A 17,609-nucleotide genomic window follows, 5' to 3' on the forward strand; every position below is an offset into this window, starting at 1 on the left:
TTTTTTTAAAACTTTACAACTTTAAAGTCTTTTTCAGGTTAAAGGATACAACTTTAATGTCTCTACACACGGGCGAGCGCGGCCGATTACGGCCAGGGTTATCTGTGGGGTCTAAAATGACGCCTTTCATCGCAAATGCCGGCTATCAGGTTATCGTTCTGAGCAGCAACGCTTTTTTATGGCTTGGCCTGAATTCGATCCTGTCGACAGCCGTATCACCCCGTCCTGAGGTGTACTGGATTAACAACGTTAATCCACAAGGGCTTATGCGTCTGCAGACACTGCTGCTCAATACGCACGTCGGGGGAAACTGGCTGTTATTGACGGACGCGGCCCGGGTCAACGACATTAACGCCTGGCTACACAACGCGCGGGTCAGAGTGGTTGCGGACAATGTGTCTCTCGCGCAGCTAGGCCACTGTTTTAGCGACACAAGCTTCTCTTTCGAGAATACCGCCACGCTCACCTGTCAGGAGATGCGGGTTTGCATGCTGTTCCATAAAGGATTCAGCCCGATACGTATTGCGCAAATCCTTAATAAGTCACCTAAAACGATCTACACCCACAAACGTAACGCGATGAACAAATTTTGCTGCCAGAACCTGGCGGAATTCCATCAAAAACTCTGCCTGCTGGACGCGCTCCCCTCTTCTTTGTAATTGCACTGTTATTCACGTCAGGAAATACGATCATGAGAATTATCCCTGTTGTTGTATGTTGTTCCGTTCTCCTGCTTCCTGCTGCTGCAATCGCCGCAGACAGCACCACAAGCGCGACGATGCACGTTTCACTTGAGGTGGTGAAGTCCTGCACGCTCAAAGCCAACGACCTCAATTTCTCGCGCCACGGCTCGGACGAATCAAGCGAAATTCAGGCCAAAACGCAGGTCGATATCGTCTGTACCAACGGGACGCCGTTCACGCTCTCTGCTACCAGCAACGATAGCAGTGACAACGGCACCTTCTGGCTGAAGCCAGAAAACGGTGAAACGGGCGCACAGAAGATTGCCTGGAAACTTTTTGCCGATGAGGGCAAACAGACGCAAATTACCAGCACCGATGGACTCACCGACACCGGCAACGGCATGGAACAGCAAGAGACGCTGTATGGCGTGATTGACGCAGGTGCCCTGACGACCGCGCAGGCTGGCGCCTATAGCGATGATGTCACGTTGAATCTGGTGTATTGATCATGCGTCGTTTTCTCCCCTGCTTCATTCTGTGGTTCATGATGCTGGCGCTGCTGTCACGCTACGCGATGGCCGCCACGCTTCAGGTGGCCCCAGTGACGCTCGACCTCCAGAGCGGGCAAAGCGCCTCGGCGGTCTACCTCACTAACAGCGGTAAAGCGGCCATCCATGCGCAGATACGGGTTTACGAATGGACCCAGCAAAACGGTAAAGATGTATTAACGGCCACCGACGAGGTGGTCAGCAGCCCGGCGATGACCTCACTGGCGCCGGGCCAGCAGCAGCTGGTGCGCATAATCGTGATGCAGCCAGGGATCCGTGAACAGGAGCAAAGTTACCGGCTGGTCATTGATGAGCTACCGGATGCAACGTCCCGTGCGGCCAATCCCAACGCGATACACTTTCTGCTTCGCTACTCTATTCCTGTCTTCATTGCCGGAAACCAGAATATGCCCGTCAGCCGCGATGCCCTGAGCTGCGAACAGGCGGACACCCCGGGAACGATCCGCTGCTATAACGCCGGAAACAGCCATATCCGCCTGAGCCACCTGCAGGTTCTGACGGCCGCCGGTCAGGTCGTCGGGTCGTTGAAAGGGCTGGCGGGCTATGTTCTGCCGGGACAGACCGCGCTTATAACGCTTAAGCACACTTCGCGCCACACGTTCAGCGCGTTGCGCGCCTATCTCAATGACGACCACCATGCCAGCCAGATACCCCTGCGCCCGCTTGCTTCTCGCGCTCCTGTTTTGGCTACCGCTAATGCTGTCAGCCCGGACTGAACCCGCCGCCGATACCCTGCAATGGCTGGCTATCACCGTGAACCACGACCCGCGCGGGGATCTGTGGGCCTGCCGGGTAGTGGGTGATGCGCTGTGGATGGACCACCGCGACCTCAAAAAACTGGGGCTTCGCGCCCCGGATAACGCCAACGAGTCGGTCGCGCTGACGTCCCTGCCGGGTCTGAAGGTCAGTCTCGATTTGCATGCTCAGCAGGTCTCCATTACCGCCGACGCAAAGGCACTTGAGGGCCAACAGCATCTGTCTGTCGGGAGGCCGACGCCGCAGTATCGCTATCCTGAGGCGCAGCCCATTAGCGTGTTGACGCTCGGGTACGCGCTTTATGGCAGCGGCGCAGAGGGGAAACGCCAGCTTAACGCGCAAACGTCGCTCACCGCATCCGGGGCGCTTCCCGGAACGTTCAGCAGCAGCTTTTCGAGCCATGCCGGTGAGGAAAACAGCGCAGGTCGGCCCCGCCACACACGCCTTGAAACCCGCTGGCAGTGGGACAACACAGACTCGCTCACGAGCCTGGCGCTGGGCGACAACATCACCACGGGCGCCCGCTGGAGCCGACAGGTACGCTTTGGCGGGCTGCACTGGGCGCGTAATTTTGAGCTCAATCCGCAGCTCAACACCGAACCGCGTAGCCGTTACAGCGACACGGCGGTTCTGCCTTCTACGGTCGATCTGTACATCGACGGGCTTAAGCAGAGCAGCCAGCGCGTCACGCCGGGCGATTTTCTGCTGGATACCCTGCCCTCATTTACCGGAAGCGGGCAGGCCCAGGTGGTCATTACCGACATCAACGGTCAGCGTCGTACCGTACAGCTCGATCTCTACGGTGCGCCGGGGATGCTGGCGGAAGGACTCAGCAGCGGCTCGCTGGATATCGGCTGGATGCGACAAAACTACGCCCTGCGATCAAATGACTATGCCGCCTCGCCCATGCTCGACGCAGGGTGGCGCTACGGGGTGAATAACCAGCTGACGCTGGCGCTGCACACGGAGCAGCAGAGTAAACTGCGCAATGTCGGGACAGGGGTCGACTGGCTGATCTCGCCCGGGACAGGGATTATCAGCCAGCATGTCGCCATCAGCGACAGCCCCTACGGTCAGGGAAAACAGTGGGGCCTTGGCTGGCAATGGAACGGTCGCGGGACGGGGATCTCTGCCAGTACCGTTCGTACCGATGCCACATTTGCCGATAACGCCCGCATGAGCGGTACTCTCCCCGTCAGACGCAGCGATAGCGTTTGGGTCAGCCAGTCGATACCCCATTCAGGTACCTTCGGTGCGGGCTGGGTACAGCAAAACATTCAGGGCACCAAACAACGCTATCTCAACGCCTCCTGGTCCGCCTCGCTGCCGGCACATATTTCCACCACGCTGAGCTACACCCGCTCGTTTACGGATGCGTCGAGCCACGTTCAGCTGATGCTCTCGATCCCGTTAGGGCGTGAGGATACCCTCTCCGTTCAGGCCAGCCGCGATATGCCGCGCATGGATTATCGCCATCAGCCGGACGATCAGGTCGGCGGCTGGTCATGGCAGCTGGGGCGAGGCTTTGGCGAGCACCGGGAAACCTATGCGGACGTGGGCTATCTGGGCCACGCAGGTGAGTGGCACGCCGGGATGGCGCAGGGCGCTAACTATGCCTCAGCCGAGGGTAGCCTGACGCTGCTGGATGGCAGCCTGCACACGCTGCGCTACAGCCAACAAAGCCTGGCGCTGGTCTCCACGCACGGTGTCGGACATGTGCCGGTGATGCTGGAAAACCGCCCGGCAGGCGAAACCGACGAGAAAGGGTATCTGCTGCTGACCGACCTGCCGCGTTACCACGCCAGCAAAGTCAGCATCAATCCGCTGGATCTGCCTGCCGACGTGATTGCCCCCGTCACCGACATGCAGGCCAGACCGGGCAACGGCGGCGCGGTAAAAGTCGATTTTAACGTCCATCACGCCGTCACAGTTCAGGCCCGACTGGTGGACCTCCACCATAATCCGCTCCCGCTCGGCAGCATTGTCTCAACGCCACGCGGTGCCACCATTGTGGGGCGTGACGGTTTTATCTGGCTTGAAGACCCGCCTCTGCCGGGTGAGCTGGTGGTAAAAACTGGTGAGGGTGAGTGCCGTGTCAGGCTTCCGGCCCCCCGTACTGCGTCACCCATACAGAATATTGGAGAACAACAGTGTCATTAAAAGCACCGTTCTTGTTGCTGCTTGCGGTGTCCGTGAAGGCGATGGCCGCCGCATGCTGGATAACATCACCTGCCGTCATCAACTTTGGCAATGTCGTGGCGGGCAATGCCGCGTCGACCAACACCGAAGTTAAATTTAGCTGTCAGGCTGACAACAACGGCACGACGGAATATATCAACGTCTGTCTGAGCAGTATCGACGCACCGCCCTTTCAGATGGTCTCACCGGGAGATTCGGAGGGTAAACAGTACACCCTGCTTTTCCGCCTGCTTAACGGCGACGCACGCGCTCAGGAACTCGGTCCCGTCAGCAGCGGGGAGCTCATTCAGCAGACTCTGACCGCCGACAGCAATGCCAACATCAGCGGGAGCTTTCCGCTTATCGCCACCGTCCCGGCAGGGCAAAACCAACTTCCGGCGTACCACTATTACAACTACAACATGAATCTGCGCATCGCCTGGCACAGCGCTAGCCGTCAGGATGCACTGCAAAACTGCTCGGATGGCTCTGCGGAGGGGGAGCAGGTGCAGGGCGGTACCAATGCGCAGGCCGAAATCAGCCAGGGCTGCTACATAGAACGCGTCACCCCGCTTAACTTCGGCACCCTGAACAGTACCGCCACGCTGCGCCCGACGCGTTCCACCGCAACCCTTACCACGCGCTGTCCGGCCGGCACAGCGTTTACGCTTGGCATGGGCAACGGCAACCATGCCATCGGGAATCAGCGGCAGCTGTGTAACGATGAGGGTCAGTGCCTGCGCTACGGGCTCTGGCAGGATGCGGGTGCCACGCAAAGCTGGGGCGATCTGCACAGCGGCGATGCGCTGCATGTCACCCATCCCGCTGGCGGCACCCAGAACTTCACCGTTTACGGGGAAGTCCCCGCTCAGCCCCTGAGCGGTACAGGGGAATTTATTGATGACGTGATAATCACGCTGACTTATTAAACAGACCAAAATCCTGTCTGGATCAATGTTATCGGTAACAATGGCGTTAAAATAGCCACCAGCTCTGCATACAAGGCGTAAACCTTCTCTTTTTTATTCGTTATCTCTGTCTGTTTTACAACAACTTATGAAATACCTGCTTGCTGACGCCATCGTCTACAACGACGAGGACGGTTCTGTTTCTCTTATCAATGTGCCGCCTGAGGATGCGCAGATCCTCACCTGCACAGCCAATAGCATTATGAAGCTGCTGGTGCAGCATCATGGGAACGTGGTCGAGCGGGAGACCTTCCTGCATGACGTCTGGGATCGGCGTGGGCTCCAGGGGTCTAACAATTCGTTAAACCAGTACATCAGCATCTTGCGCAAAATGCTGGCCAGCCTGCTTCCCGACGTGCTGTTTATCGTCACCGTCCCCAAAACGGGCTTTATGCTCAGCGCAGACGTCACGGTAACAGCCCTGGAGGAAGAAACACCGGCCGCCGAAACGGTGAAAACAGTACCCGCCCGACCGGAGCGGCTGCTCTGGGGCGCGCTTACGCTGGCGGTCGTTGCGCTGTGCCTCTGGATAACGGCTATCAAACCCGAAACCCGGCAGAAGGACATTCATCTGTTGACCCATATCGGGAACTGTCCGGTCTATACCTTTACGCCGCTGGCGGATGTGTTTCATGAGCGGGCGGCTGCGCTGGCGCAAACCCTTCAGCAGGACGGTCACCTTCCGTGCCTGGAAAATTCAATTTTCTACATGCACATTCAGCGAACGCTTTTCTACGGCCACGAGGGACGACTGGTGCTCTCCCAATGCTCGCTCACGCAGGGGAAAGCGAGCGCCTGTCGTACGCTTTACTATTACGAGTGGTGATATGAAATACATAAAAATCTGGCTCATTCTGGCCCTTAACCTGATGATAACCGGCGCTGCACTGGCGTGGTATTTCTACACGCCAGTGCTGTCGGTGGCATGCAATGGATACCTGACCTTCTCCGACAAACGTGACAGCCACGATTTCACGTTTGACGGGGAGGTCATCATGCAGTTTCACCCCAACAAAACCGGGTACATCACGCTAAACGGTAACGTGGAGAATGCCCCAAACCACTGGGAAGTGTCCCGTCAGGAGATGTTTAAATGGCGCCACGTGGAAGGAGAACTGTATGAGATCGTTATTCAAAAAGTGGAGCGTTTTGGCCATGACGCCATGCCGCCGGGCGTATTTGAGAAATACGTCGCGGGCCTGACCCAGGGGAAAAAAAGGCTCCTGGCGATAGAGCGCACGCCGCATGATGCACTGGTTATCAGCAATTTTTACTCGCCGGTGCTGGTCTGCACAGAATAATACCGACGGGTCAGGCTATACTTCCCGCCATGAACATTCGCATTCGCCCTACCACCTTCAACGATGCTGCCACCCTGCCCGCCATTGAACGCGCGGCGGGCGAGCGTTTTCGTGAAATCCCCCCTCTCGCCTGGCTTGCCGGGGGTGAGGTGATTTCAACTGAAGAGCATCTCAACTATGCCGAACGGGGGCTAAGCTGGCTGGCGCTGGCGAACCACCATCCCGTTGGGTTTATCCTCGCTGAGGCGCATGCGACATCGCTGTTTATTGTCGAACTGTCGGTGCATCTGGACTGGCAGGGAAAGGGGATTGGTCGGCAGCTCATTAACGCTGTGGCTGACCATGCCCGCGAAGGGGGGCTGTCGTAGCTGACGTTGACGACATTCCGCGACGTACCGTGGAATGCGCCGTTCTATGCGCGGCTGGGGTTTGACTACGTCACTGAACTCACGCCTGAACTGCGTCAGAAAAGGGAAGATGAGACAGCGCACGGCTTAGCGTTTGACTCCCGCTGCGCCATGCGTCTGCCGCTTTGATATCGCCCGGTGGCGCTGCGCTGACCGGGCCTACAAAATCCTGAACCGTAGGCCGGGTAAGGCATAGCCGACACCCGGCACATACCCCTCCCCGTAGGCCGGGTAAGGCGAAGCCGCCACCCGGCACAACACGCACGATCAGAACGTTTCCCAGTTATCCCCCGCATCAGCGGTTGCCGCTTTACGCGACATCACCGGGGTAGCAACGCTTTTCGCCGAAGCGAACTCGCGCGCTTTCATCTGCTCCTGCTGAATGCGGAACACCGCGACAGCCTGGGTCAGGCGGCTTGCCTGCTCTTCCAGCGCCGCCGCCGCTGCGGCAGACTCTTCCACCAGCGAGGCGTTCTGCTGGGTCACGCGATCCATCTCGGCGACCGCCAGACCTACCTGGTCGATACCGCGGCTCTGCTCGTCAGAAGCCGAGGCGATTTCGCCCATGATATCCGTAACGCGGGTTACCGCATTCACGATCTCGCCCATGGTTTCACCGGCGCTTTCTACCAGCGTTGAACCCACTTCCACGCGACCCACAGAGTCTTCAATCAGGCTCTTGATTTCACGTGCTGCCTGGGCGCTGCGCTGGGCCAGGTTACGCACTTCACCTGCCACCACCGCAAAACCACGGCCCTGCTCGCCTGCGCGCGCCGCTTCTACCGCCGCGTTCAGTGCCAGGATGTTGGTCTGGAAAGCAATCCCGTCGATCACGCTAATAATGTCGGCGATCTTCTGCGAACTACCGGCGATATCGCGCATGGTCTGCACCACGTTGTCCACCACTTTACCGCCTTTCTGCGCGGTCTCGGACGCGCTCAGCGCCAGATGGCTCGCCTGACGGGCGTTTTCGGCGTTCTGCTTCACGGTCGCCGTCAGCTGCTCCATGCTGGCAGCAGTCTCTTCCAGGGACGCAGCCTGCTGTTCTGTACGAGAAGAGAGGTCGTTATTGCCCATCGCGATTTCGCTCGCGCCGCTGTAGATAGCATTCGCGCCATTACGCACGTCGCCAACGGTCCGTACCAGCTCGCTCTGCATATGACGCAGAGAATCGGCCAGTTCGCCCATCTCGTTGGAACCCTCCACTTCAATGCGCTTCACCAGATCGCCGCTGGCGATATGGCGAATATTGTCGATGAGGCGCGTCAGCGGCGAAATCAGCGCCTGCTTGATACCCAGCCAGACGGCCACGATCACCACCAGCACGGCAAGCAGCACGCTAACCAGCACCCAGATGGCCTGGCTGAAGGAGCTCTTGCTGTCTTCAACCGCCATTTGATACAGCTTATCGTTCTGCTGCAGGTAGCTGACATACTGCTTCTCAAAACCATCCTGGTAGCTCTGGGTCGGCTGATCGAAGAAGGCGTTGATTTTGCCCGCACCCAGCAGCTGAATCAGCTCCGCCAGCGCACCGTGGTAGATATCGTAGTTACGCTTGATCTCCATGGCATCCGCATCGCTTTGACGCGGATCGCGCGGCAGGGCCTCGTAGGCGGCCCAGTTTTTTTCCGCCTGCTTCAGCGACGTGGACGCGATTTGCATCAGATCGTTAACGGTCGCGCCGCTGCCGATATTGCTCTGATCCATCATGTAGCGAATACCCGCGCGGTTCAGGGTATTACGGGTTTGCAGCAACGCCACCCAGCTGGCATTCAGCGTGGATTGTTGCTGGCGAATGGTTTGCAGGACGGTGAAATTCTCTTTGTCATGCTTAAGGGCATTGAAGAAAAGACCACCGGATGTGAGTTGTAACAGGCCAAATATAGCTAAAACCAGCATTAAACTGGTGACAATCTTGATACGGTTTAACATGTTTTCTCTTTCCTCAGACAGATACAGAATTTTCGGCCTGGAAAGGGAAAACTTTACGAAAATCATCCTGGAATTTGTGGTTTTTACTCTTCTTCCCGCGCTGCGTTATGCCGGTTTCCGAGTTCAATAAACTCTTCCAGCAGCGTCGTCAGCTGTTTCATCTTCTCCGGCGTGTATTCCGCCTCAATCTGCTGGTATGCCTCTTCCACCTGTGCCTGGGCGTGCTCATACAGCGCATTGCCCGCATTGGTCAGCGACACGTACAGCTTGCGCTGGTCGTTCACTGGCTTTAAGCGCAGCACCAGGCCGTCGCGCTCCATGCGCGTCAGAATGCCGGTCAGGCTGGGACGCAAAATGCAGGTGCGAAACGCCAGATCGTGAAAATCCATCGACGGATGTTCCGCCAGCACGCGCACAATCCGCCACTGCTGCTCGGTCAGGTTATGTCGCTTCACAATGGGTCGGAAGTACGACATCGCCGCTTCCCGCGCCTGCAGCAGCGCGATGGTTAATGAATCATGCATAGCCTCTCCCCGCCCTTCATTAACAAGTAAACAATTCATAAAAGATGTTTTTATAAACAATACGTTTTCTGCCAAAAAGTCTAACAGAAACCCGCCAATTTTGTTAACGCACTGATTTTAATCAAAATAAAAACCAATATGTAAATTTATTGTTATTCATATCACAAATTTTTCACTTCTGATTGCGAAATAAACAGCAAAAGCATAAAACCAGATCATTAACATATTAATGAAATCATAACCCGGACTGCCGGGGTGAGGAGCAGGTAAATGAAAGGTACCGTTTTTGCCGTCGCGTTGAATCATCAAAGCCAGCGCGATGCCTGGGCTGAGGCGTTTGAAAAAGCCCCCTACAACACGCCGCCGAAAACGGCAGTGTGGTTTATCAAACCGCATAACACCGTGATCCGCGCAGGCGATCCCATTCCCTTCCCGCAGGGTGAAACGGTGCTAAGCGGCGCAACGGTCGCGCTGGTGGTGGGCAAAACGGCCAGCAAGGTGCGCGAGGAAGACGCGGCGGCGTACATTGCCGGATATGCGCTGGCCAACGAGGTGAGTCTGCCGGAAGAGAGCTTCTACCGCCCGGCGATCAAGGCGAAATGCCGGGACGGATTCTGCCCGCTGGGCGAGCTGGTCAACGTTGATAACGTGGATAACCTGACCCTCATCACCGAGATTAACGGCCGCGAGGCGGACCACTGGAATACGGCCGATTTGCATCGCAACGCCGCGCAGCTGCTGAGCGCCCTGAGTGAGTTCGCGACCCTTAATCCCGGCGATGCGATATTGCTCGGCACCCCGCACAGCCGCGTCGAGATCCGCCCTGGAGACCGGGTACGCATTCTGGCAAAAGGTTTTCCACCGCTGGAAAACCCGGTGGTGGACGAACGCGACGTCGCTATCGCTCACCGCACGCCCCCGCACGCCACGCTGTTCGCCCTTGGCCTGAACTACGCCGACCACGCCAGCGAGCTGGACTTCAAGCCCCCCACCGAGCCGCTGGTGTTTATCAAAGCGCCGAACACTTTCAACGGTGACGACCAGACCTCGGTGCGCCCGAACAACATCGACTACATGCACTACGAAGCGGAGCTGGTGGTGGTCATCGGCAAAACCGCCCGCAAGGTGAGTGAAGCCGAGGCGATGGACGTTGTTGCGGGCTACACGGTCTGCAACGACTACGCCATCCGCGACTATCTCGAGAACTACTACCGCCCAAACCTGCGGGTGAAAAGCCGCGACGGGCTGACCCCCATTTCCCCAAACATCGTGCCAAAAGAAGCCATTCCCGACCCACACAACCTCGCCCTGCGCACCTTCGTTAACGGCGAACTGCGACAGCTTGGCACGACGGCGGATCTGATTTTCAGCATCCCGTTCCTGATTGCCTACCTGAGCGATTTTATGACCCTGCAACCGGGCGACATGATTGCCACCGGCACGCCGAAGGGGCTGTCCGACGTGGTGCCGGGGGATGAAGTGGTGGTGGAAGTGGAAGGCGTAGGACGCCTGGTAAACCGAATTGTGAGTGAGGAGACGGCAAAATGAAAAAAATTAACCATTGGATCAACGGCAAAAACGTGGCGGGAAGCGACTATTTCCACACCACCAATCCGGCCTCCGGCGAGGTGCTGGCCGAAGTGGCTTCCGGCGGTGAAGCCGAAATCCATCAGGCCGTAGCCGCCGCGAAAGAGGCGTTTCCAAAATGGGCCAACCTGCCGATGAAGGAACGCGCGCGGCTGATGCGTCGTCTGGGCGATCTAATCGATCAGAACGTGCCCGAGATCGCCGCTATGGAGACCGCCGACACCGGCCTGCCGATCCACCAGACTAAAAACGTGCTGATCCCGCGCGCCTCGCACAACTTCGAGTTTTTCGCCGAGGTGTGTCAGCAGATGAACGGCAAAACCTACCCGGTTGACGACAAAATGCTCAACTACACCCTGGTGCAGCCGGTGGGCGTCTGCGCGCTGGTGTCACCGTGGAACGTGCCGTTCATGACCGCCACCTGGAAGGTCGCCCCGTGCCTGGCGCTGGGTAATACCGCGGTACTGAAAATGTCTGAACTCTCCCCGCTGACCGCCGACCGTCTGGGCGAGCTGGCGCTGGAGGCGGGCATTCCGGCGGGTGTACTCAACGTGGTGCAGGGCTACGGCGCAACGGCAGGCGATGCGCTGGTGCGTCATCACGACGTGCGAGCCGTCTCCTTTACCGGCGGCACGGCCACCGGGCGCAATATTATGAAAAACGCCGGGCTGAAGAAGTATTCCATGGAGCTGGGCGGCAAATCCCCGGTGCTGATTTTTGAAGACGCGGACATCGAGCGCGCGCTGGATGCCGCCCTGTTCACCATCTTCTCCATCAACGGCGAGCGCTGCACCGCGGGCTCGCGCATCTTCATCCAGCAGAGCATCTACCCGGAGTTCGTCAAACGCTTTGCGGAGCGTGCCAACCGTCTGCGCGTGGGCGACCCGACCGATCCGACCACCCAGATTGGGGCACTCATCAGTAAGTCACACTGGGAGAAAGTCTCTGGCTATATTCGCCTCGGCATTGAAGAGGGCGCGACCCTGCTGGCGGGCGGCCCGGACAAACCGACCGACCTGCCTGCACATCTGAAAGGCGGCAACTTCCTGCGCCCGACCGTACTGGCGGACGTCGACAACCGCATGCGCGTGGCGCAGGAGGAGATCTTCGGGCCGGTGGCCTGCCTGCTGCCGTTTAAGGATGAAGCGGAAGGTCTGCGCCTGGCGAACGACGTGGAGTACGGTCTGGCGTCGTACATCTGGACCCAGGACGTCAGCAAAGTGCTGCGCCTGGCGCGCAATATCGAAGCGGGCATGGTGTTCGTCAATACCCAGAACGTGCGCGACCTGCGCCAGCCGTTTGGCGGCGTGAAGGCCTCCGGCACCGGGCGCGAAGGCGGCGAGTACAGCTTCGAGGTGTTTGCGGAGATGAAGAACGTCTGCATCTCCATGGGCGACCATCCGATTCCAAAATGGGGGATCTGATCATGGGTACATTAGCGTTAGCGGCAAAAATCACCCACGTCCCGTCAATGTATCTCTCCGAGCTGCCGGGGAAAAACCACGGCTGCCGTCAGGGCGCCATCGACGGGCATAAAGAGATCGGCAAGCGCTGCCGCGAGCTTGGCGTGGACACCATCATCGTCTTCGATACCCACTGGCTGGTGAACAGCGCATACCACATCAACTGTGCGGACCATTTTTCAGGCGTCTACACCAGCAACGAACTGCCGCACTTTATCCGCGACATGACTTACGACTACGACGGCAACCCGGCGCTCGGCCAGCTGATTGCCGACGAGGCGGTGAAGCTCGGCGTGCGCGCCAAGGCGCACAACATCCCGAGCCTGAAGCTGGAGTACGGCACGCTGGTGCCGATGCGTTACATGAACCCGGATAAACACTTCAAAGTGGTCTCTATCTCGGCGTTCTGCACCGTTCACGACTTCGCCGACAGCCGCAAACTCGGTGAGGCCATCGTCAGCGCCATCAAAAAATACGACGGCACCGTGGCGGTGCTCGCCAGCGGCTCACTGTCGCACCGCTTTATCGACGACCAGCGCGCGGAAGAAGGGATGAACAGCTATACCCGCGAGTTTGACCGCCAGATGGACGAGCGCGTGGTGAAGCTGTGGCGCGAGGGGCAGTTCAAAGAATTCTGCAGCATGCTGCCGGAATACGCCGACTACTGCTACGGCGAAGGCAATATGCATGACACGGTGATGCTGCTGGGCATGCTCGGCTGGGACAAATACGACGGCAAGGTGGAGTTTCTCACCGAGTTGTTCGCCAGCTCCGGCACCGGCCAGGTTAACGCCGTTTTCCCCCTGCCCGCGTGAGGAGCCACCATGCCGCACTTTATTGCTGAATGTACCGACAACATCCGCGAGCAGGCAGACCTGCCGGGGTTGTTCGCCAAAGTGAACGAGGCGCTGGCCGCCACGGGCATCTTCCCGATCGGCGGTATCCGCAGCCGCGCCCACTGGCTGGATACCTGGCAGATGGCCGACGGTAAGCAGGATTACGCCTTTGTGCATATGACGCTGAAGATCGGTTCCGGGCGCAGCCTGGAAAGTCGGGAAGCCGTGGGGGAAATGCTGTTTGGGCTTATCAAAGCGCACTTTGCGGCGTTGATGGCTGCCCGCTATCTGGCGCTGTCGTTCGAGCTGGACGAACTGCACCCGACGCTCAATTACAAACAAAACAACGTGCACGCGTTGTTTAAGTAATACCGCTCGATCTGTCCCCTCTCCCTTTGGGAGAGGGTTAGGGTGAGGGAAATCTCAGCGGCCTGATGCCCTCACCCCGGCCCTCTCCCACGGGGAGAGGGAGAAAACAATACAACAGGATATCGCCATGCTCGATAAACACACCCATACCCTGATCGCCCACCGCCTGCATCAGGCGGAACAAACCCGGGAGCAGATCCGCGCGATCTCGCTGGACTACCCGGAGATCACCATTGACGACGCCTACGCCGTTCAGCGCGAATGGGTAAGCCTGAAAATCGCCGAAGGCCGCGTGCTGAAAGGTCACAAGATCGGCCTCACCTCCAAAGCGATGCAGGCCAGCTCGCAGATCAGCGAGCCGGACTACGGCGCGCTGCTGGACGACATGTTTTTCCACGACGGCAGCGACATCCCCGTCGATCGCTTTATCGTCCCGCGCATCGAAGTAGAGCTGGCGTTCGTGCTGGCAAAACCGCTACGCGGCCCGAACTGCACGATCTTCGACGTCTACAACGCCACGGATTACGTCATTCCCGCGCTGGAGCTGATCGACGCCCGCTGCCACAACGTTGACCCGGAAACCCAGCGCCCGCGCAAGGTGTTCGACACCATCTCCGATAACGCTGCCAACGCAGGGGTGATCCTCGGCGGTCGCCCGATTAAGCCCGACGCGCTGGATCTGCGCTGGATCTCCGCCCTGCTCTACCGCAACGGCGTGATCGAAGAGACCGGCGTGGCCGCTGGCGTGCTTAACCACCCGGCGAACGGCGTGGCGTGGCTGGCGAACAAGCTGGCGCCGTACGACGTGCAGCTTGAGCCGGGGCAGATCATCCTCGGCGGCTCGTTTACCCGCCCGGTGCCCGCCAGCAGAGGCGACACTTTCCACGTTGACTACGGCAACATGGGCTCCATCAGCTGCCGCTTTGTGTAAGGAGACAATCATGCAGAATGCATTCAAAGCGGCGCTGAAAGCGGGCCGTCCACAAATCGGCTTATGGCTGGGGCTCACCAGCAGCTACAGCGCCGAACTGCTGGCCGGGGCAGGCTTCGACTGGCTGCTGATCGACGGCGAGCACGCCCCGAACAGCGTGCAAACCGTCTTAACCCAATTGCAGGCCATCGCCCCTTATCCGAGCCAGCCGGTGGTGCGCCCGTCGTGGAACGATCCGGTGCAGATCAAACAGCTGCTGGACGTCGGCGCACAAACTCTGCTGGTGCCGATGGTGCAAAACGCCGAGGAAGCACGGCTGGCGGTACGTGCCACCCGCTACCCACCGGCGGGCATTCGCGGCGTCGGCAGCGCGCTGGCAAGAGCGTCGCGCTGGAATCGCATTCCGGACTATCTGCAGCAGGCTAACGACGCCATGTGCGTACTGGTGCAAATCGAAACCCGTGAGGCGCTGAAAAACCTGCCGCAGATCCTCGACGTGGAAGGCGTCGACGGCGTGTTTATCGGCCCGGCCGATCTCAGCGCCGACATGGGCTTTGCCGGTAATCCGCAGCACCCGGAGGTCCAGGCCGCTATCGAGCAGGCGATCGCGCAGATCCTGAGCGCGGGCAAAGCCCCCGGCATCCTGATGGCAAACGAGGCGCTGGCAAAACGCTATCTCGACCTCGGCGCGCTGTTTGTCGCCGTCGGCGTCGACACAACCCTGCTCGCCCGCGGTGCGGAAGCGCTGGCTGCACGCTTTATCGAACAACCGGTTACGTCAGTTAATAACAATAAATCCGTCTACTAAACGTAAGATCTGGAGCGCACCATGACGACCTCTACCCTGCAAACCCATGATAATAAAGCTGTTGAACAACGCGCCATTAACAAGCTGTTCCGACGTTTAATCGTGTTTCTCTTTATCCTGTTTGTTTTCTCGTTTCTCGACCGCATCAACATCGGCTTTGCCGGACTGACGATGGGTAAAGATCTCGGCCTCACCTCCACCATGTTTGGCCTGGCCGCAACCCTGTTTTACGTCACCTATGTGCTGTGCGGGATCCCAAGCAACATCATGCTGGCGAAGATCGGCGCGCGGCGCTGGATCGCCGGGATCATGGTGGTGTGGGGCATCGCCTCCACCTGCACCATGTTCGCCACCAGCCCTGAAACCCTTTACGTCCTGCGCATGCTGGTGGGCATTGCCGAAGCCGGTTTCCTGCCGGGGATCCTGGTCTATCTCACCTGGTGGTTCCCGGCCTATCACCGCGCCCGCGCCAACGCGCTGTTTATGATCGCCATGCCGGTCACCATGATGCTCGGTTCAATCCTCTCCGGGTACATTCTGGCGATGGACGGGCTGTGGAACCTGAAGGGCTGGCAGTGGCTGTTCCTGCTGGAAGGGCTGCCGTCAGTAGTGCTCGGGGTAGTAACCTGGTTCTACCTTAACGACACGCCGGATCAGGCCACCTGGCTGGATGAGGACGAAAAGCAGGCGCTGAAAACCATGATCGCCCGCGAGCAGGAGGTCGCCATTGCCCGCGCCGTCACGCCGCGCTCGACGCTGCGAGAAGTGCTGACGCCCGCCGTGCTGCTCTATACGCTGGCCTACTTCTGCCTGACCAACACGCTGAGCGCGATCAACATCTGGACGCCGCAGATCCTGCAGAGCTTTAACACCGGCAGCAGCAATATCGTCATTGGCCTGCTGGCGGCGATCCCGCAGTTTTGCACCATCCTCGGGATGATCTGGTGGAGCCGCCGATCCGACAGGCTGAAAGAGCGAAAAAAGCACACCATCCTGCCGTACCTGTTCGCGGCGGCGGGATGGATGCTGGCCTCCGCCACCGATCACAGCCTGATCCAACTGCTTGGCATCATCATGGCCTCAACCGGATCATTTACCGCCATGGCGATATTCTGGACCACGCCAGATCGGGTGATTAGCCTGCAGTCCCGTGCGGTGGCACTGGCGGTGATCAACGCCATCGGCAACGTGGGTTCTGCCGTTAGCCCGCTGCTGATCGGCATTCTGCGCGACGCGACCGGCAGCTTCAGCTCCGGGCTGTGGTTCGTGGCCGGGCTACTGGTGGTCGGCGCGCTGGTGTTGACGCGCATTCCGATGACGCAGCGGGATCAACAGAGGAACGATCATGTGCCAGAGCCCTATCGCCAACATTGATATCAGCAAGGAGTACGACGAAAGTCTGGGCACCGACGATGTGCACTACCAGTCGTTCGCACGCATGGCGGCCTTTTTTGGCCGCGACATGCAGGCGCATCGTCACGACCAGTATTTTCAGATGCACTTTCTGGATACCGGGCAGATTGAACTCCAGCTCGACGATCACCGTTACTCGGTGCAGGCCCCGCTTTTCGTTCTCACTCCGCCGTCGGTGCCGCACGCGTTTATTACCGAATCCGACAGCGACGGGCACGTGCTGACGGTGCGCGAGGATCTGATCTGGCCGCTGCTGGAGGTGCTCTACCCCGGCACGCGGGAAGCGTTTGGTCTGCCGGGGATCTGCCTGTCGCTGGCCGACAAGCCTGATGAACTGGCGGCGCTGAAACACTACTGGCAGCTGATAGCCCGGGAGTCCATGGAACAGCTGCCGGGCCGCGAGCATACGCTGGTTCTGCTGGCGCAGGCCGTATTCACTCTGCTGCTGCGCAACGCGAAGCTCGACGATCACGCTTCAGGCGGTATGCGCGGCGAGCTGAAGCTGTTCCAGCGCTTTACCCAACTGATCGACACGCACTACCACCAGCACTGGACGGTGCCGGAATACGCCAGCGAACTGCACCTGACCGAATCCCGTCTAACCGATATCTGTCGCCGCTTCGCCAACCGCCCGCCGAAGCGGTTGATCTTCGACCGACAGCTGCGGGAAGCCAGACGGCTGCTGCTCTTTTCCGACAGCGCGGTCAGCGAGATTGCCTGGCTGCTGGGGTTTAAAGATCCGGCCTATTTCGCCCGCTTTTTTAACCGCTTAGTGGGGTGCTCGCCAAGCGCATATCGGGCGCAGAAAGTACCGGTTTCCTGAACGCATCACGGTTCGTAGGGCGGGTAAGCGCAGCGCCACCCGCCGAAAAGCCGCACAGATC

General features: G+C 58.9%; 17 protein-coding genes and 1 pseudogene. 16 read left to right on the top strand and 2 right to left on the bottom strand.

The annotated features are described in order from the left end of the window. From ACOTXR_RS09065 to ACOTXR_RS09100, 8 genes and pseudogenes are all read left to right on the top strand, one after another. The coding region (locus ACOTXR_RS09065; protein WP_421767021.1) for a helix-turn-helix transcriptional regulator at positions 1–659 on the top strand (659 nt) is incomplete at its 5' end. A 32-nt stretch (positions 660–691) separates the two neighbouring features. Further along, complete coding sequence (locus ACOTXR_RS09070) at positions 692–1,189, top strand: Csu type fimbrial protein (protein ID WP_014882427.1); 498 nt, start codon at positions 692–694, stop codon at positions 1,187–1,189. Between the two features lie 2 nt (positions 1,190–1,191). Next, positions 1,192–1,968, top strand: a complete 777-nt coding sequence (locus tag ACOTXR_RS09075; protein ID WP_058690532.1) for a fimbrial biogenesis chaperone — start codon at positions 1,192–1,194, stop codon at positions 1,966–1,968. Next, positions 1,889–4,168 (top strand): fimbria/pilus outer membrane usher protein, encoded by a 2,280-nt coding sequence (locus ACOTXR_RS09080; protein ID WP_226856255.1) that lies wholly within the window; start codon positions 1,889–1,891, stop codon positions 4,166–4,168. Before ACOTXR_RS09075 ends, ACOTXR_RS09080 begins: the two co-directional genes overlap by 80 nt. Further along, positions 4,159–5,115 (top strand): Csu type fimbrial protein, encoded by a 957-nt coding sequence (locus ACOTXR_RS09085; protein ID WP_014882424.1) that lies wholly within the window; start codon positions 4,159–4,161, stop codon positions 5,113–5,115. Before ACOTXR_RS09080 ends, ACOTXR_RS09085 begins: the two co-directional genes overlap by 10 nt. 127 nt (positions 5,116–5,242) lie before the next feature. Next, a complete protein-coding gene (locus ACOTXR_RS09090) occupies positions 5,243–5,980 on the top strand; it encodes a winged helix-turn-helix domain-containing protein (protein WP_058690530.1) in 738 nt (245 codons plus the stop codon). Between the two features lies 1 nt (position 5,981). Then, a complete protein-coding gene (locus ACOTXR_RS09095; protein WP_058690529.1) occupies positions 5,982–6,455 on the top strand; it encodes a hypothetical protein in 474 nt (157 codons plus the stop codon). 29 nt (positions 6,456–6,484) lie between these two features. Further along, a pseudogene (locus ACOTXR_RS09100) lies at positions 6,485–6,991 on the top strand (GNAT family N-acetyltransferase). Positions 6,992–7,129: 138 nt separating this feature from the next. Here the strand turns inward: ACOTXR_RS09100 and tsr are convergent. Both tsr and hpaR read right to left on the bottom strand, forming a co-directional pair. Further along, entirely contained in the window at positions 7,130–8,794 is a 1,665-nt protein-coding gene (gene tsr, locus ACOTXR_RS09105; RefSeq protein WP_058690535.1) for a methyl-accepting chemotaxis protein, read from the bottom strand. 83 nt (positions 8,795–8,877) lie between these two features. Further along, positions 8,878–9,318 (bottom strand): homoprotocatechuate degradation operon regulator HpaR, encoded by a 441-nt coding sequence (gene hpaR, locus ACOTXR_RS09110; RefSeq protein ID WP_023331950.1) that lies wholly within the window; start codon positions 9,316–9,318, stop codon positions 8,878–8,880. A 270-nt stretch (positions 9,319–9,588) separates the two neighbouring features. Between hpaR and hpaG the strand changes: the two genes are divergently transcribed. The 8 genes from hpaG to hpaA all read left to right on the top strand — a co-directional run bounded on the left by hpaG (position 9,589) and on the right by hpaA (position 17,548). Next, the gene (gene hpaG, locus ACOTXR_RS09115) at positions 9,589–10,866 is read left to right on the top strand and encodes a 4-hydroxyphenylacetate degradation bifunctional isomerase/decarboxylase (protein ID WP_023331949.1); all 1,278 of its coding nucleotides are present in this window, start codon (positions 9,589–9,591) and stop codon (positions 10,864–10,866) included. Next, the gene (gene hpaE, locus ACOTXR_RS09120; RefSeq protein WP_014882417.1) at positions 10,863–12,329 is read left to right on the top strand and encodes a 5-carboxymethyl-2-hydroxymuconate semialdehyde dehydrogenase; all 1,467 of its coding nucleotides are present in this window, start codon (positions 10,863–10,865) and stop codon (positions 12,327–12,329) included. The genes hpaG and hpaE overlap by 4 nt, the downstream gene beginning before the upstream one ends. A gap of 2 nt (positions 12,330–12,331) precedes the next feature. Beyond that, a complete protein-coding gene (hpaD, locus tag ACOTXR_RS09125) occupies positions 12,332–13,183 on the top strand; it encodes a 3,4-dihydroxyphenylacetate 2,3-dioxygenase (RefSeq protein WP_014882416.1) in 852 nt (283 codons plus the stop codon). Positions 13,184–13,192: 9 nt separating this feature from the next. Then, positions 13,193–13,573: a 5-carboxymethyl-2-hydroxymuconate Delta-isomerase gene (locus tag ACOTXR_RS09130; RefSeq protein WP_014882415.1), complete on the top strand. Its 381-nt coding sequence runs from the start codon at positions 13,193–13,195 to the stop codon at positions 13,571–13,573. A 127-nt stretch (positions 13,574–13,700) separates the two neighbouring features. Further along, positions 13,701–14,504, top strand: coding sequence for a 2-oxo-hept-4-ene-1,7-dioate hydratase (gene hpaH / locus ACOTXR_RS09135; RefSeq protein ID WP_023331948.1), 804 nt, complete (start codon positions 13,701–13,703; stop codon positions 14,502–14,504). Between the two features lie 10 nt (positions 14,505–14,514). Further along, entirely contained in the window at positions 14,515–15,312 is a 798-nt protein-coding gene (gene hpaI, locus ACOTXR_RS09140; RefSeq protein ID WP_014882413.1) for a 4-hydroxy-2-oxoheptanedioate aldolase, read from the top strand. A gap of 21 nt (positions 15,313–15,333) precedes the next feature. Then, the gene (hpaX, locus tag ACOTXR_RS09145; RefSeq protein ID WP_023331947.1) at positions 15,334–16,686 is read left to right on the top strand and encodes a 4-hydroxyphenylacetate permease; all 1,353 of its coding nucleotides are present in this window, start codon (positions 15,334–15,336) and stop codon (positions 16,684–16,686) included. Then, a complete protein-coding gene (gene hpaA, locus ACOTXR_RS09150; protein ID WP_058690527.1) occupies positions 16,658–17,548 on the top strand; it encodes a 4-hydroxyphenylacetate catabolism regulatory protein HpaA in 891 nt (296 codons plus the stop codon). The genes hpaX and hpaA overlap by 29 nt, the downstream gene beginning before the upstream one ends. The last annotated feature ends 61 nt before the right edge of the window (positions 17,549–17,609 follow it).

It is taken from the genome of Enterobacter cloacae complex sp. IR53030 (assembly GCF_049238365.1).
GTDB lineage: Bacteria > Pseudomonadota > Gammaproteobacteria > Enterobacterales > Enterobacteriaceae > Enterobacter > Enterobacter kobei.

Bases quoted from the DNA above. Each gene is read 5' to 3' on its own strand.
- ACOTXR_RS09070 (WP_014882427.1), top strand. From the start codon at position 692: ATGAGAATTATCCCTGTTGTTGTATGTTGTTCCGTTCTCCTGCTTCCT.
- ACOTXR_RS09075 (WP_058690532.1), top strand. From the start codon at position 1,192: ATGCGTCGTTTTCTCCCCTGCTTCATTCTGTGGTTCATGATGCTGGCG.
- ACOTXR_RS09080 (WP_226856255.1), top strand. From the start codon at position 1,889: ATGCCAGCCAGATACCCCTGCGCCCGCTTGCTTCTCGCGCTCCTGTTT.
- ACOTXR_RS09090 (WP_058690530.1), top strand. From the start codon at position 5,243: ATGAAATACCTGCTTGCTGACGCCATCGTCTACAACGACGAGGACGGT.
- ACOTXR_RS09095 (WP_058690529.1), top strand. From the start codon at position 5,982: ATGAAATACATAAAAATCTGGCTCATTCTGGCCCTTAACCTGATGATA.
- tsr (WP_058690535.1), bottom strand. From the start codon at position 8,794: ATGTTAAACCGTATCAAGATTGTCACCAGTTTAATGCTGGTTTTAGCT.
- hpaR (WP_023331950.1), bottom strand. From the start codon at position 9,318: ATGCATGATTCATTAACCATCGCGCTGCTGCAGGCGCGGGAAGCGGCG.
- hpaG (WP_023331949.1), top strand. From the start codon at position 9,589: ATGAAAGGTACCGTTTTTGCCGTCGCGTTGAATCATCAAAGCCAGCGC.
- hpaE (WP_014882417.1), top strand. From the start codon at position 10,863: ATGAAAAAAATTAACCATTGGATCAACGGCAAAAACGTGGCGGGAAGC.
- hpaD (WP_014882416.1), top strand. From the start codon at position 12,332: ATGGGTACATTAGCGTTAGCGGCAAAAATCACCCACGTCCCGTCAATG.
- ACOTXR_RS09130 (WP_014882415.1), top strand. From the start codon at position 13,193: ATGCCGCACTTTATTGCTGAATGTACCGACAACATCCGCGAGCAGGCA.
- hpaH (WP_023331948.1), top strand. From the start codon at position 13,701: ATGCTCGATAAACACACCCATACCCTGATCGCCCACCGCCTGCATCAG.
- hpaI (WP_014882413.1), top strand. From the start codon at position 14,515: ATGCAGAATGCATTCAAAGCGGCGCTGAAAGCGGGCCGTCCACAAATC.
- hpaX (WP_023331947.1), top strand. From the start codon at position 15,334: ATGACGACCTCTACCCTGCAAACCCATGATAATAAAGCTGTTGAACAA.
- hpaA (WP_058690527.1), top strand. From the start codon at position 16,658: ATGTGCCAGAGCCCTATCGCCAACATTGATATCAGCAAGGAGTACGAC.